Raw genomic sequence first — 15,240 nt, 5'->3', positions numbered from 1 at the left:
AGCTATACCCAAAATAATTCGAGTTGTAGGCAGGCGGCAAGCGCGTGAGTCCCCAGGAGCATAGATAACTATATGACTGGGGCGAAGGCGAGCAGCCAACGCACCAACAACTTGAAGTATGAAGGGTATACATTTAATAGGGATAAATTATGGGAAGATTACAGCCTGTCGCTCTATGGCTGGCATGCAGCCTGTGTGTAGCCCAGACGTATGCCGATGATACTCAACAATTCATTACGCCTGAGGGACTTGCTCAACAGCATGAACTCCCCTCTCTTGACGGCTCTTCTTCTCTGCCGCTAAACGCCCCTGCGCCCGGCACACTCACCCTCAACGATGCGGTTAATCGCGCGGTGAACTGGCACCCGAGCATTCATGAAGCCATCGGCAAACTCGCCGGGCAGTCGGAACAAGTCAACGTCGCAAAATCAAAATACTATCCGCAGGTTACGGCGGGCATGAACAATGGCTACAGCAACGGCTACACCGATAGCGGATTTAGCCCGTCGCTGGTGCTGTCAGTTTCGCAGATGCTCTATGACTTCGGCAAAGTCTCAAGCCAGGTGCGCGCTGAAAGCGCAGGTGTTGCACAGGAACAGGCGAACGTGCTGGTGAGCATTGATAACGTCGGCCACGACACCTCCGTCGCCATGGTTCAGGTGCAGATGTGGCAGCAAATGGTCGATATTGCCAAAGACCAGTTAGATGCCTTGAGCGCGATAGGCCATTTAACCCAGCAGCGTAACGATGAAGGTGCCACGTCAATGTCAGACGTGGTGCAAACCAATGCCCGTATTGAGTCTGCACGTTCACAATTGATTCAATATCAGGCCAATCTCGACAGCTCCCAGGCCACATTAATGAGCTGGCTGGGATGGAATAGCCTCAACGGTATCAGCAACGAATTCCCCGATAAGCTCGGCAAAAGCTGCGATGTTGCCAAACCGGACGACCGCTTAGTGCCTGCCGTTCTGGCGTCCTGGGCACAGGCAAGTGTTGCGCAGGCGAATCTCGATTACGCCAACGCGCAAATGACACCGACGATTTCTCTCGAACCGCAGGTTCAGCACTATCTGAATGATAAATACGCCAGCCACGAAGTGTTGGATCGCACCCAATACTCGGCGTTTATCAAAGTCGAAATGCCGCTTTACCAGGGCGGTGGACTCACGGCACGGCGCAACGCCGCAAGCCATGCGGTTGAAGCGGCTCAATCCGGCGTTCAGCGCACACGCCTTGATATTCGCCAGAAACTCATGGAATCGCGTAGCCAGGCTCTTGGCCTGATGGGGGCAATTCAGGTTTTACAACGCCAGGAAGAGTTAAGCGCGCAAACGCGCGAGTTGTACCAACAACAATATCTCGGTTTAGGTTCGCGCCCACTGCTAGATGTGCTCAACGCCGAACAGGAGGTCTTCCAGGCGCGTTTCGCACAGCAGCAGACACTCAGTCAACTTCATCAATTGCAGCTCAACTGCCTGTATAACAGCGGCCGGTTGCGCAATGCATTTGGTCTGGAACATCGCACCATCCAGTCACTGGAGATCCAGCCATGAGCCAAATTCCCCCTCCTGTTGATGAGTCACTTACCGAACAAGCACTGAGCAACTGGGCGCACGCTATCAGCCATGTTGCTGCACACTATCGCGTGGTATGTTCGCCAGGCACTATTCAGGCTAACGCGCCGTGGTTTAAAGATAAGGGCCTGCTTTCGGCCCTGACACAATTATCACGCCAGGCGGGGCTCTCTTTTCATCTATTAAGCGCCCCTGAACTCGCTATCGCGCAATGGCGACTGCCCGTTATCGTGGACTTAAAAAATGGGCAACTGGCGGTTATTGAACATTTTGATGGCGAAGATACCGTTGATATTTGCGTGATCGATAACGACCGCCAGACCAACCGGGTGGCACTCAGTGAACTCCTGCCGCAAATCCGCTTTGTTGCCGCCCTGCGCCCACTCTCGGCATTAAAAGATAGCCGTGTAGATGCGTATATTTCGCGCTTTAGTCCGGACTGGCTAAAACAATTGGTGATGCAAGATTGGCGGCCCTACGGCCCGGTGATGTTCGCGGCGTTCCTCGTCAACGTGTTGTCACTTTCGGGCATTATTTTTTCAATGCAGGTCTACGACCGGGTGATCCCCGCGCAATCTTATCCGACCCTTTATGTGCTCGCCTCCGGTGTGATGCTGGCGGTGGTATTTGGTTTTTTACTGCGCGTGGCTCGTGGCCATATTATGGATGTACTCGGCAAACGTGCAGATATGCGCGTTTCTGACCGCGTTTTCAGCCATGCGCTGCGCCTGCGTAACAGCGCGGTTCCCCGATCCACCGGCAGCTTTATTTCTCAGCTTCGCGAGCTAGAACAGATCCGCGAAATGATTACATCGTCGACGATCTCGACGATCGTCGACTTGCCGTTCTTTTTCATGTTTATCATCGTTCTTGCGATCATCGCGCCACAACTGGCGTGGATAGCCCCCGTCGCTGCTGTTCTGATGGTGCTACCAGGCATTCTGCTGCAAAAAAAATTGGCCATGCTTGCCAACCAGTCGGCACATGAATCCACCTTACGCAATGCGGTATTGGTAGAGAGCGTGCAAGGGCTGGAAGATATAAAACTAATGCAGGCGGAAAACCGCTTTTTGCAGCAGTGGAACAGCTACATCCGCATTACGGCGGAATCCGGTCTGCGCACTCGCCAACTCTCACAAGGTTTGATTAGCTGGGGAATAACCATTCAAAGCCTGGTGTATGCGGCGGTGATTCTGTTTGGCGCACCGCTGGTCATTGAAGGCGATATGACAACCGGTGCAATGGTTGCCGCCTCTATGCTCGCGTCACGCATGATCGCGCCTATGGCAAACCTGTGCGGCGTGCTGGCTCGCTGGCAACAAGTCAAAGCCGCGAAACAAGGGCTGGACAGTATTATGCAGTTGCCTGTGGAAACTCAGCGCGACGAAAGCCTCGTTCACCAGGATATCTTTCACGGCCATTACCTGTTTGAAAACGCGCAGTTTCGCTACCACAGCGACGACCAACGCATTCCTCTACGCATCACTCGTTTAGAGATTCAGCCAGGGGAAAGAGTGGCAGTATTGGGCCGTAACGGCGCGGGTAAATCCACGCTCTTGCAGGCTTTAGCTGGCGGTGTCGATTTAGTCAGTGGAGACGTGCGCCTCGACAATCTGAGCATGACGCAAATTGATATGGCTGATTTGCGGCGCAATATCGGTTTCCTGAGCCAGAACGCTCGGCTATTTTACGGCACGCTACGTGAAAACCTTATCCTCGGCGCACCTCATGCCAGCGATGAAGCCATCTTCGAGGTGCTTGAAATTAGCGGCGCAGGCAACTTTGTTAAGCACCTGCCAAAAGGGCTCGACCACGCCATTATGGAAGGCGGCACCGGGCTGTCGGGCGGCCAGCGTCAGTCAATCCTGTTGGCCCGCATGTTATTACGCTCACCCAATATTGTGTTGCTCGATGAGCCCACAGCTTCCCTTGACGACCATACCGAACGCGAATTTATTCAGCGCCTTGGACAATGGCTCGGTAATCGCACTTTGATAGTCGCCACACACCGGGTGCCGATGCTGGAGCTGGTAGAACGTGTACTGGTTCTGAAGGAAGGACAACTGGTGATGGATGCACCAAAGGCGCAGGCACTGAGTAACAGTCGCGCCACCGCGCAAGCAAACGGACGGGAGTGGAAAAATGAAAACCAGTCAGCGTGATGTCGCCATCGACGACCCCGATATTCAGCGGGAAAGTGAGTTTTCCGGTGCAAGCCGCATTATCACCCTCAGCGTTTTACTGTTTATATTGCTCGGCGTCTGGGCATGGTTTGGCACCCTTGATGAGGTTTCGACCGGTACAGGGAAAGTCGTCCCCAGTTCACGCGAACAAATACTCCAGTCGCTCGACGGCGGTATTGTCACCGAAGTGTTAGTGCATGAAGGCGACAAAGTTCAGGCTGGGCAAATTGTTGCCCGGCTTGACCCCACCCGTTCAGAGTCTAATGTTGGCGAAAGTGCCGCACGTTATCGCGCATCGCTTGCCTCCAGCGTGCGACTTAATGCGGAAGTGAGCGATCTCCCGCTGGTCTTCCCTGATTCTCTCAAAGCCTGGCCGGACCTCACCGCTTCAGAAATGCGTCTGTATAAAAGCCGCCGCGCGCAACTCAATGACTCTACAGCGGATATACAAGATGCGCTGGTGTCGGTTAACAAAGAGCTGGCGATAACTCAGCGCCTGGCAAAAAGCGGCGCCGCCAGTAATGTAGAAGTGCTGCGCCTCCAGCGGCAAAAAAGTGACCTGCAACTGAAAATCACCGACCTGCGCTCACAATATTATGTGCAAGCGCGCGAGGCGCTTTCCAAAGCAAATGCCGAAGTCGACATGCTTTCTGCCATTATCAAAGGCCGGGAAGATTCGGTTAGCCGTATGACCGTGCGCTCGCCAATGCGCGGTATCGTAAAAAATATCCAGGTGACAACCATTGGCGGCGTAATCCCCCCCAACGGGGAAATGATGGAAATCGTCCCGATTGATGACCATCTACTGATTGAGGCTCGTCTCTCCCCGCGCGACATTGCTTTTATTCATCCCGGCCAACGCGCGCTGGTAAAAGTCACCGCCTACGATTACGCCATTTACGGCGGCTTAGAAGGCGAGGTGGAAACTATCTCCCCGGATACCATTCAGGACAAAGTTAAGCCTGAAATCGTCTACTATCGGGTATTTATACGCACCCAACAGGACTACCTGGTGAACAAAGCCGGACACCATTTTTCAATTTCGCCAGGTATGGTCGCCACCGTCGACATCAAAACAGGGCAAAAAACCATCGTCGATTACCTGATTAAACCCTTTAACCGCGCCCGGGAAGCGCTGCGCGAGCGTTAAGAGGGATGAGGGGTAGTCAGTGAAGCTACAACTCTGTTATACTTACAAAACACTTGTGGGGCTGATTCTGGATTCGACGGGATTCGCGAAACCCAAGGTGCATGCCGAGGGGCGGTTTGCCTCGTAAAAAGCCGCAAAAAAATAGTCGCAAACGACGAAAACTACGCACTAGCAGCTTAATACCCTGCTTAGAGCCTTCTCTCCCTAGCTTCCGCTCTTAAGACGGGGATCAAGAGAAGTCAAACCCAAAAGAGATCGTGTGTAAACCTTGCCTGGGGTTGAAGCACTAAAACTAATCAGGATAGTTTGGTAATGGCGTGTCTACCCGCAGTTGCCCGGCGAATGTAAAGATAGACTAAGCATGTAGTACCGACGGCGTAGTAATTTCGGACGGGGGTTCAACTCCCCCCAGCTCCACCAAAATTCTTTGTTGATGGTCACCAGAGCCTGATATGAAGTCCTGAAAGCCCGCACGGCGTAAGCCCTGCGGGCTTTTTTGTGCCTGTGATTTGTCCGTAACTATTCGAGAAGATCCGCCTGAATACAGTGATAATTGGTATACGTTTAGGTACACAGCCATGCTGTAGGCCTAAAAACGTGTACCAATTCACGAAGGAGCGGCCATATGGCACGGACAACGCGCCCCCTCACTAACACCGAAGTTCTACGAGCCAAAGCAGGCGATAAAGAACTTACGCTTCATGACGGCGAGGGTTTATTCCTCATAGTTAAGACGACTGGTAAAAAGCTATGGCGCTTTCGGTATCAACGACCGACCACCAAAAAAAGAACGATGGTTAGTTTAGGTTCTTTCCCTGCCCTTTCGCTTGCGGATGCCCGAGCATTACGAGCTGACTATCTTTCATTGTTAGCCAAAGGCATCGACCCGCAGGTTCAAGCTGAGGTCACAGAAGAACAGCAGCAAATTGCCCTCGACAGTATTTTCTCAACCGTGGCCGCTAACTGGTTCCAGCTCAAAAGCAAAAGCGTTACAGCAGATTACGCGAAGGATATTTGGCGTTCTCTTGATAAAGACGTATTCCCAGCCATTGGGGAGATCCGCGTTCAGGAAATCAAAGCCAGGACACTAGTAGAGGCTCTTGAACCCATCAAAGCGCGTGGAGCGCTGGAGACAGTTCGCCGTCTGGTACAACGCATAAACGAAATTATGATTTATGCAGTTAACACCGGTTTGATTGATTCAAACCCGGCATCCGGTGTTGGTATGGCTTTTGAGAGACCTAAAAAGCAAAACATGCCAACCTTGAGACCGGAAGAACTGCCAAAGCTGATGCGCTCACTCATCATGTCGAATCTGTCTTTCTCAACACGTTGTTTAATTGAATGGCAGCTCCTAACACTTGTCCGCCCTTCAGAGGCTTCAGGTGCTCGATGGGAAGAAATCGATCTCAATACAAAACTTTGGACAATTCCAGCAGAACGGATGAAGGGCAAACGTGAGCACATTGTTCCTCTATCCCCCCAAGCATTAGATATACTTGAAGTTATGAAACCTATAAGCGTTCACCGGGAGCATGTTTTTCCAAGTAGAAATGATCCAAAGCAAGCAATGAACAGCCAGACGGCAAATGCGGCATTAAAACGTATCGGGTATGGTGGGAAACTTGTTGCCCATGGATTGCGATCGATTGCTAGCACTGCGTTGAATGAAGCTAATTTTAATCCTGATGTTATTGAGGCAGCGCTGGCACATAGCGATAAAAATGAGGTCAGGAGAGCTTATAATCGAAGTACTTATCTCCTACAGCGTTGTAAATTGATGCATTGGTGGGGTAAATATGTACGACAATTAAATGGTAATGACTTTGCCATCGATGTTACATAACTAAGCTGATATAATAGCTTGAGATATAGTTTAACCAAAGAGAATTATTTTGAAAATCAAGGCAGTAGATCTATTTTGTGGTGCAGGCGGCCTAACACATGGACTAAAAAAAGCAGGCATTGAAGTTTCTGCGGGTTATGACATAGAAGAAACATGCCGCTTTGCCTTTGAGTATAATAATGGCTCTCAGTTCATCAACAAAGACATTACAACTTTAGATGGCAAAGAAGTCTCATCTCATTTAAAAAATGCGGATATAACTCTACTCGCTGGATGCGCCCCGTGTCAGCCGTTTTCAACATATGGTAGAACAAAAAATAAGAAAAAAGATGATAAATGGGCTTTATTATATTCATTTTCAAGAATTATTGATGAATGCCAACCTGATATTATTACAATGGAAAATGTTCCGGGATTAATGGCTCAAAATGTTTTTAAAGATTTTTTACGGAATTTAAAAAAACATGGTTATTTTACAGAATATAAAATAATTTTTTGTCCCGACTACGGACTTCCCCAAACACGTAAGCGTTTAGTTTTATTAGCTTCAAAAATCGGACCAATAACACTAATTGAGCCAACACATACAAAAGGTAATTATATTACTGTACAAGATGCAATAGCAGGTTTACCTGTGATTAACGCTGGTACATCTGATGCTAACGATCCACTTCATCGTTCATCTTCTCTTAGTCCTTTAAACCTCAAGAGGATCATTGCATCCAAACCCGGTGGAGACTGGCATGATTGGCCAATTGATCTTCGGGCTAACTGTCATTTAAAAGACTCAGGTAAATTTTTCCGTAGTGTTTACGGTCGGATGAGTTGGGATGAACCTAGCCCGACAATAACAACACAATGCTACGGTTTTGGAAATGGGCGCTTTGGTCATCCTGAACAAAATAGAGCTATTTCGCTTAGAGAGGCGGCATTATTACAAACTTTCCCGAAAAACTATCGATTCTTTGGCGTTGGGGAAAATTTAGATATTGCCTCCCTTGCAAAAATGATTGGGAATGCTGTTCCTGTTAAACTCGGTGAAGTTATTGGAAGAAGCATTGTAAAACATTTAATATAATGTTCTAAGGCGTGCTTATTTGCACGCCTTGAGTTTATACAGCTTTATAATGACCATTAGTAAGATAATCATCAAAACAACTAATCACAGCCATCAAATATCTTGTCGTTATATCAATATGATCTTTAGCGCCTGAAATAGTCAATTCACTACCACACTCAGAAAAAGATAGCTCCCCATGAGCTAATTTATTTCTTGTTAGAGTAATAATCTGTATAACTCCCTTCCCATCCTTAATAGGTCTTTTTACTGAAGAGTTTAATGCTCTGGGAATTGTTAAATTAATTCCCATGCGTAACGCCAAAGCTCTTATATTTTCGTTATCCCAATTCCCCCCCCCACCTTTTGGTATTTCGAGCGTAAAAGGTAAACTCTCGAGGAAGTAACCGCAGAGACTTAATGCTTTCTCTAGCCGCTTCTCTGGAGGCAAAGAATCATGAGTTCCAGCAATATATCGCAACCAAAGAGATTGAATTTCATTGCGTAACACACCTATACCATTTGTATTAACTTCACTAATAATAGTTTTTTCAACTGCTTTCAATAGTAATGTAACAGTCGATTCAACTAAGTTGTATAGATGGAGATAAACCCCAGCAAATAAAGTTTTTTGCAATGATGGATCAATAGGCATCTCTTCATCTTGCATTCTAAGCACTGAAGAACCTGCCATAACCCCCTGATCTAGGAAAAATAGAAATTGATAATAATCTTCAATTTCTTTAACCCTATCATCAAATGTAGTCCTTACGTTTTCCATAATTACTGACCGTATTTATTTGCTACAAATTGAATTCTTCCAGTGAGCTTCCTCTTCGCATTCGCACCATCAGATCTAACTTCCGCATTGAACTCTTTACTAGTTGCCCAATCAATATTTATATCCCTCTGCGCTGCAAAATCAGGATTTTGTTTTATATAAAGATAAGTACCAATTGATATAGCCTCAAACCTAGATCGAGGGGTTGTCCCTGCAGAAGCAGTTTTACGGAATCCATATGGGAAATTATTTTCAATAAATTGCATGACAGTCATGAACCGTTGCTCATATTGCCCCCGTAACTCTGGCTCACTGTTAAACTTCTCATTCATCTTCCTAATATATTTAAAGATGAACCTTGAAACATCATCAGAATATCCATCAAGCCCATCTCCATATGCGAAAAATCTTGAAACAAGCTCTTCACGCTCTCTTTGGTCTTGTTGCTTTTTAGAGACTGGCGCTAACTGTTTAAAAATCTCTGACTCCGACAATGAGATTATCATCTTCATAAACTCACCTCGTAATGCACCTCGCCTAACTTCTGCTGGGTTAGCAACCTTGCTCCCTGTATTTATCCTTTCAAACAAATCAAATCTAGATTCTTCATCAGCAGCAGAGTTTAAAACAATGCCTCTCAATGATCTGTTTTTAATTTTACGCTGTCTTGATTCTGGCAATTGAGAAAACAAAAGACCATTTGCAGCTGGTATTTTTTCAACATTTTGCAATGTAAGTTCATCGTACAAATAATCTTTAATTGTTCTTAATCGCTGTGAGCCATCAACAATCTCAAGCTTGCCCGTTTTAGGATCTTCCCAAAAAAATATAAATGGTATTGGAAGGCCGATAAGGATTGATTCGATGAATTTTGATTTTCGGTCTTCTTCCCATGTAAAATTCCTTTGATAATCAGGAACCAAATACTCTCCGTTTTTCATTTTAAGAGCAAGAATTTCCAGTGTGAATTCAGATATAAAATACTCTATTCTCTTTGAACAACTTACTATTTGAGACTCAGCCAAATTTATGGCATCCAAATCGTCTAAGTTACGACTCATGTTTACTTCCCCGTAATTTATAAACACCCCTAACATATATAAAATACACGTTAGTGAAAAAGGCATATCAGATAGCAGATTAATACTATAACAATCACTCAATGACAGATCACTCATAATTTCAGTGCCCATTGAACTTATTTGAAGGTAATCCATTTGGCTTATCAATCCCTGAGTGCCACAAGCACATCACATAGATTAAAAAACATAATATCTTATTTGCGCGCAATGCTATCCCCGCCACGCCTGCCCGCTTCATGGGTGGGTTTTAATGCCGATGCATGAACACCCCGGAGCCGCGCCAGCTCTGGGGTGATGAGGTGTGAAAAATACGAGGTTTTACATGTAAACCATGCACCGTAATGCATGGTTTAATTAAATTAAATGGCGGGATTTTCAGGTCGATTTTATGCGGGTGGTTGCTGGTTCAGTTCTGCCTGTCGGTGCGCGTAAACATGGTTTTGTGCCGGTGTATATTTCTGCTGATTATCAGCCCGCGAAGCCTTATCAGGCCTGAATCCGATGGCTGTCAAAATGTCGCTGTTTTCCGCTGTGTAATGAATTTCCGAGCCGGTCGCCAGATAATCCCGCAGGGCTTCCCCGACGTAATGCGTCGCTCGCCGTATGGCCAGCTCGCGGATTGCCGCCGGAAGCTGATTAATCCCCATTAACTCCGGTGCCGGCGTACTGACCAGTGCTGCCCCGTTTTGCTTCATAAATGCATCAAGTGAATGACAAATACTGGTGTGCTGTACCGCTTCATGAGAGCGAATATACGCCCCGCCGCCCACCAAAATTCTCCCTCAACGATTACCAGAGTCGTCCGTGGAAGTCCTGGAAGACCGCATGGCACAAGCCCTACGGGCTTTTTTGTGCCTGTGATTTGTGTTGTGTACCCTTCCCATAAAACAAAAAGCCACCAGCAAATGCCAGTGGCTATCCATAAACTCAAAAACAATTAACGATAATTGATCTTAACTCCCCCGGTAAGTTGAGTAACCGTATTGACTCAACAACAAAGGGATATGGAGCTTTTGATTCGTCTTAGTGACGTTGAAAATCACAGGAACTGACGGAAAGAATGTTTCCTGATTATTTGCCTTGAAATAATCCCCCACTTTAAAGGTCACTTTATAGATACCTGGTTCCATATCACCGTTGTTCGGGAAAAGTGATTTGATTCTGCCACCAGTATCCGTTTTCGAAGTCGCAAGATGCTTCCAGGAAGAACTCTCTTGTTTGTCCAATTCGACAACTACGCCCTGGGAAGGTAAACCAGTCTGTTGATTGAGAATATGAACACTAAGAGTGCCTTCTGGTGCTGCAAGTGCACTGAAGCTAATCAAGGAGAGAATTGAAGCCGCTAAGATTTTCATTGCGTTAACCTGTTGTAGATTTGTTAACGGATTATATGAACCTACAGACATAATAAAATTAAACTTTTTGTTATATGTCTGCGTCTTTAAGACTGCAATTGGCTTTGATCAGCGACAGCCCTGGTGTAAAAAAATCATCAAGGATTTAAAGGAGCACGTGAATAGTCTGCAATTCCTGAAACTCATAAAAATTCTTTGGAAAACAGCTCGCATTCCGTCTGTTAGCGGGTTGGTTAACACTTCCGATTTACGTTATAGTCAGCGCCGCTGCGGCAAAATCCGCAGCCGGGATTTGCACCCCGGATATCACAACGTCGATTTATAAATTCAGTTTATATGTCGAGGCATGCGCACACCTGTTGCCTGTTACACTTCCATGTAATAACGCAATATATCAATGGTGGCTCAGGCGGGGCAGTCTTCGGACTGGCCGGCATCCGTTGTGACCGGTAGTGCAAACTCCGTCTGAGCTACCACCCAAGAGATTTGCACCTCCGGTGGTAACAAAAATCGCCTTGCAACGGAGAATGCGAAAATGAAATTATCACACAGCCCTACTTTCCTACCTTTTCAACAAGACTGGCACAAGGCCGATATCATCGCTGCGCTGCATAAAAAAGGCACCTCGCTGGCTGCCGAATCCCGCGCTGCAGGCTTAAGTTCGACGACTCTTGCCAATGCGCTGATACGCCCATGGGCGAAAGGTGAATTGATAATAAGCAAAGCGATTGACGTACCCGTCGAAATCATCTGGCCGAGCCGCTACTTTAATCCTCAAACAAACGAACCGATCATCCGGTTAATGCGCAACCGTAATCCGAAATAAACAACTAGCGTCATCTGCCTGAATTTTTCGCAGGTGACGCTGTAATTAGAAGGGTTGAATACTTTCTGACTGGATTGACGACTGTGATCAGAATAGTCCCCATATTAAGCCGGTAGAATCATTACCCTAAATGGAACCTGTGATATTATAAGAATGTTTTTGTACAAAAACATTCCAAATGTTAATAAATGCCGGCAAATGAAAAAAAGAGTAATGATATTATGAATTATGATGATGCTATTGATGAAGAGAGACGTAAAATGATCTCCCTCAGTGGCGCATGGTTTATTGTTGTGACATTAACACTGTCTTCTTTCGTTCTATTTTATTCCTATTTCCTGGACGATGATAAATATATAACAGTAAATACTTACAGTAAAAATCTTGCATTCATTTATATTTTATTCATATCGACGCTGTGGATTGTTCGCACATTAAACCCTTCTTATCTTGATAAAAACTGGATGAGAAATGCATCGATGCTTATTTTTATTAATGGGCTCATATGGGGGGGCATTGTTTTTTGTTATATCATGGAAAACCGTCTTCTCGGGCCAGTTTTTCTTTGCGTGATTGTATTGTTTTGTGGCGTTGTATCTGGTTATCCCTTAAAGCTAATTTTTGTTTATTGCCTACCTATTTTCAGCTCATTATTACTGGCAACCTTTTTAAAAAATGGATTACTTCAATCTCTGTACATGTCAATTATCCTGGCAGGAATTTGGTTCATTATAAAAACCAGCGACTCTTTAATTAAAAGAAGAATAAATAAGGAGATTGCCACTTCATTAATTTTAGAAAAAAAAGCATTTAATGCGTATAACTATGCCCAAACAGATTATCTGACAGGTGTTTTTAATCGCCGTGGTTTTGAGGTCGAGTTTAAAAAAGCGGTTTCACAATGTGTGATTCAACAAAAAGCCTTTGCCATCATACTTGTTGATATTGATTTTTTTAAGAAGATAAATGACAGCTTTGGTCATGTCGCTGGCGATGATTGTCTTATCACTGTTGCCGATAAAATTAAAAGTTGTATTAAACCTTTCGCATCAAGCGTTTCTCGATATGGTGGAGATGAATTTATTATTATCATCAATGATGCAACCTCTGCAAAGATCGAGATGCTGTGTAAGCATATCAAAAAATCCATCAATGAAAGTAGCTTGAAATCCATAGGAGACCAGAGCATTTCAGTCACGCAAGGTGCGGCTATTTGTAACGATGCAAAGTATGTCAATGATATTATAAATTGTGCAGACAAAGCTCTTTATGAGGCAAAGGATAATGGAAGAAACTGCTACCGAATATCCGAATAATATATAGGTGACAGAAAGAGACAATGCCACCAACTGCTGACATAACCAATGAATCGTAAAGGTGGCCAGTCACCTTTACGAGCTAATACATCAAACCTACTTTCTTGAAAATGAGAATGATTTTAAACTCTTTATACCAACACTTTTCAACATAGTGCAATCATCGCTAAAACAATTCCACGCATTTCATTTAACATAAATCAATATAAATTAAACGCCTTTTACTATTCTGAAGATAAAGTGTGCGAACTTTTATTTTTTAAGTACTTTAAGAAAGAACATATAAACTCTTAACTTCACTATAAAATGGTTACCATGAAAAAATTATTAATTGCAGCTATTACAACTATGGCATTATCTGGTTGCGCTCAACAAACCTTCAAGATTAATGACGGTATTGCTGAAAAACCTTCTCAGGAAACTAAACAAACATTCTTTGTTCAAGGTCTTGGGCAATCTCAGACCATAGATGCCGCTCTTGTTTGTGGTGGGGCTGATAAAGTCATCCGCACAGAAGTACAGGAATCAGGAATGGATGTACTTCTGCGAGTTGTATCACTTGGCATTTATACACCTCGTGAAGCCCGAGTATATTGTTCTAAATAATTATTCTTCGCAGGCATTCATTGAATGCCTGCTGAAGGATGGTCTACCTTTATCAGATAGCGCGTAGTTTTGATTACTGACTGGCACAAGCTGCTGATACGGAACCTACCTTGTTTATGGAGAAGGAATTAATGACTGAATCATCACTCCTTCCACTGTCTTTCCCCATGCCGGAAATCCCAGGCGTTACCGTGACGCATGGCGGGCTGCATTATCTGCAACCTGAATTGCTACTGGATTTTATTAGTGTCTCGGCGCTACCGCTGGCTTCTGTCACCCCGGTTGCGGTGCTCTACGCTGATATCGGCGTCTTGCAGCGCATTGAATTACGTAAAATCCCTGTCCCGATCAAAGGGCGCATTATTTATCCTGTCAGTTCTCAGGCGCTCCCTAGTCTGCGCGCAAGGCTTATCATTAATGGGCCCTTCAAAAAACTGAAATTCCAGGGCACGTTGATTGCAGCGACGGCAGAGCCATCAGTGCAAAATATGACGCTCATTGGCCTGGCGCTCGAGTTTACAGCCCTTCCGCTATAATTTCAGGCAACGTCTTACTGCCATAAATTCAGAATCGGCAATGCGCCAAATCCTATGTTTATCCACCTTACGATTACTGAATTGTGGGTTCTATCTCACTCTTAAAGGCCTACTACGCCCTACACGAAAAACGTGCTGCAAACCGATTTCCCACCACCTTAATTCGGGTTACAATCAACTAATTACTGTATAAATAAACAGGTTAATTGCTATGAATCTGGCTTTAAATGGCGAAAAGATTGGTCGTAATCAGTTTACCGGCGCGAAAATTGAAAACAGTACTTTCTATAACTGTGACTTTTCAGGGGCTGACCTGACGGGTACAGAGTTTATTGGCTGCCAGTTTTACGACAGGGAAAGCCAGCAAGGTGGTAATTTTAGCCGGGCAATACTGAGGGATGCTGCCTTCAAGAGCTGTGATTTATCGATGGCTGATTTCAGAAACGCAAACGCATTGGGCGTTGAAATTCGCGAGTGTCGGGCCCAGGGCGCAGACTTCCGTGGTGCAAGCTTCATGAATATGATCACAACACGCACCTGGTTTTGCAGTGCATACATCACCAAAACCAACCTGAGTTACGCCAACTTTACTAAGGTAGTGCTTGAGAAGTGTGAGTTGTGGGAAAACCGCTGGAATGGCGCTCAGATACTTGGCGCGACCTTTAGTGGCTCCGATCTCTCCGGGGGAGAGTTTTCTTCATTCGACTGGCGCGCAGCAAACTTTACCCATTGCGATTTAACCAACTCAGAATTGGGTGAATTGGACGTACGCGGCATCGACTTACAAGGAGTAAAACTGGATAATTATCAGGTGATCCAAATCATGGAGCGACTGGGAATAACAATTATCGGCTAGGGCTGCATGATGCAGCGGGTTTCAACTTTCAAACACACAGCACGTTGTATGACATATGTACAATTTAAT

The 15,240-nt window shown here is 45.5% G+C and carries 15 protein-coding genes and 1 other RNA gene; 12 read left to right on the top strand and 4 right to left on the bottom strand.

All coding sequences use genetic code 11. The features are described from left to right. Window positions 1–149 precede the first annotated feature (149 nt). The 6 genes from LVQ79_RS21205 to LVQ79_RS21180 all read left to right on the top strand — a co-directional run bounded on the left by LVQ79_RS21205 (window position 150) and on the right by LVQ79_RS21180 (window position 7,834). Window positions 150–1,556, top strand: a complete 1,407-nt coding sequence (locus tag LVQ79_RS21205) for a TolC family outer membrane protein (RefSeq protein ID WP_232866667.1) — start codon at window positions 150–152, stop codon at window positions 1,554–1,556. Continuing rightward, window positions 1,553–3,739 (top strand): type I secretion system permease/ATPase, encoded by a 2,187-nt coding sequence (locus LVQ79_RS21200; RefSeq protein ID WP_232866666.1) that lies wholly within the window; start codon window positions 1,553–1,555, stop codon window positions 3,737–3,739. Before LVQ79_RS21205 ends, LVQ79_RS21200 begins: the two co-directional genes overlap by 4 nt. Before the next feature lie 7 nt (window positions 3,740–3,746). Continuing rightward, window positions 3,747–4,910 (top strand): HlyD family type I secretion periplasmic adaptor subunit, encoded by a 1,164-nt coding sequence (locus tag LVQ79_RS21195; RefSeq protein WP_232866675.1) that lies wholly within the window; start codon window positions 3,747–3,749, stop codon window positions 4,908–4,910. Between the two features lie 57 nt (window positions 4,911–4,967). Continuing rightward, window positions 4,968–5,330, top strand: a transfer-messenger RNA (tmRNA) gene (ssrA, locus tag LVQ79_RS21190). A 205-nt stretch (window positions 5,331–5,535) separates the two neighbouring features. Then, window positions 5,536–6,756 (top strand): integrase domain-containing protein, encoded by a 1,221-nt coding sequence (locus tag LVQ79_RS21185; protein ID WP_232866665.1) that lies wholly within the window; start codon window positions 5,536–5,538, stop codon window positions 6,754–6,756. Between the two features lie 49 nt (window positions 6,757–6,805). Beyond that, window positions 6,806–7,834: a DNA cytosine methyltransferase gene (locus tag LVQ79_RS21180; RefSeq protein WP_232866663.1), complete on the top strand. Its 1,029-nt coding sequence runs from the start codon at window positions 6,806–6,808 to the stop codon at window positions 7,832–7,834. 34 nt (window positions 7,835–7,868) lie between these two features. On the opposite strand, the gene LVQ79_RS21175 is transcribed toward LVQ79_RS21180, so the two are convergent. The 4 genes from LVQ79_RS21175 to uraH form a co-directional block, all read right to left on the bottom strand. Continuing rightward, window positions 7,869–8,594 (bottom strand): MAE_28990/MAE_18760 family HEPN-like nuclease, encoded by a 726-nt coding sequence (locus tag LVQ79_RS21175; protein WP_232866661.1) that lies wholly within the window; start codon window positions 8,592–8,594, stop codon window positions 7,869–7,871. A gap of 2 nt (window positions 8,595–8,596) precedes the next feature. After that, window positions 8,597–9,655, bottom strand: a complete 1,059-nt coding sequence (locus LVQ79_RS21170) for a DUF262 domain-containing protein (RefSeq protein WP_232866660.1) — start codon at window positions 9,653–9,655, stop codon at window positions 8,597–8,599. Between the two features lie 407 nt (window positions 9,656–10,062). Then, window positions 10,063–10,446, bottom strand: coding sequence for a phage polarity suppression protein (locus LVQ79_RS21165; protein ID WP_232866658.1), 384 nt, complete (start codon window positions 10,444–10,446; stop codon window positions 10,063–10,065). 183 nt (window positions 10,447–10,629) lie between these two features. Then, window positions 10,630–11,031 (bottom strand): hydroxyisourate hydrolase, encoded by a 402-nt coding sequence (gene uraH / locus LVQ79_RS21160; RefSeq protein ID WP_232866656.1) that lies wholly within the window; start codon window positions 11,029–11,031, stop codon window positions 10,630–10,632. Between the two features lie 397 nt (window positions 11,032–11,428). On the opposite strand from uraH, the gene LVQ79_RS22620 reads away from it, so the two are divergent. From LVQ79_RS22620 to LVQ79_RS21135, 6 genes are all read left to right on the top strand, one after another. Beyond that, entirely contained in the window at window positions 11,429–11,500 is a 72-nt protein-coding gene (locus tag LVQ79_RS22620; RefSeq protein ID WP_120066499.1) for an ash family protein, read from the top strand. A gap of 66 nt (window positions 11,501–11,566) precedes the next feature. Then, window positions 11,567–11,857 (top strand): helix-turn-helix domain-containing protein, encoded by a 291-nt coding sequence (locus LVQ79_RS21155; RefSeq protein ID WP_232866654.1) that lies wholly within the window; start codon window positions 11,567–11,569, stop codon window positions 11,855–11,857. 221 nt (window positions 11,858–12,078) lie between these two features. Continuing rightward, window positions 12,079–13,173 carry a GGDEF domain-containing protein gene (locus LVQ79_RS21150; protein WP_232866652.1) on the top strand — a complete coding sequence of 365 codons (1,095 nt, stop codon included), beginning with the start codon at window positions 12,079–12,081 and terminating at the stop codon, window positions 13,171–13,173. Between the two features lie 315 nt (window positions 13,174–13,488). Continuing rightward, complete coding sequence (locus LVQ79_RS21145; protein WP_232866650.1) at window positions 13,489–13,779, top strand: Bor family protein; 291 nt, start codon at window positions 13,489–13,491, stop codon at window positions 13,777–13,779. Between the two features lie 131 nt (window positions 13,780–13,910). Beyond that, the gene (locus tag LVQ79_RS21140; protein WP_232866648.1) at window positions 13,911–14,315 is read left to right on the top strand and encodes a dTDP-glucose pyrophosphorylase; all 405 of its coding nucleotides are present in this window, start codon (window positions 13,911–13,913) and stop codon (window positions 14,313–14,315) included. A 211-nt stretch (window positions 14,316–14,526) separates the two neighbouring features. Next, the gene (locus LVQ79_RS21135) at window positions 14,527–15,171 is read left to right on the top strand and encodes a Qnr family pentapeptide repeat protein (protein ID WP_232866646.1); all 645 of its coding nucleotides are present in this window, start codon (window positions 14,527–14,529) and stop codon (window positions 15,169–15,171) included. Window positions 15,172–15,240 lie beyond the last annotated feature (69 nt).

This window comes from Buttiauxella cochleicola, assembly GCF_021282405.1.
Lineage (GTDB): Bacteria > Pseudomonadota > Gammaproteobacteria > Enterobacterales > Enterobacteriaceae > Buttiauxella > Buttiauxella massiliensis.
This window is presented reverse-complemented; position numbering and strand designations above follow the sequence as displayed.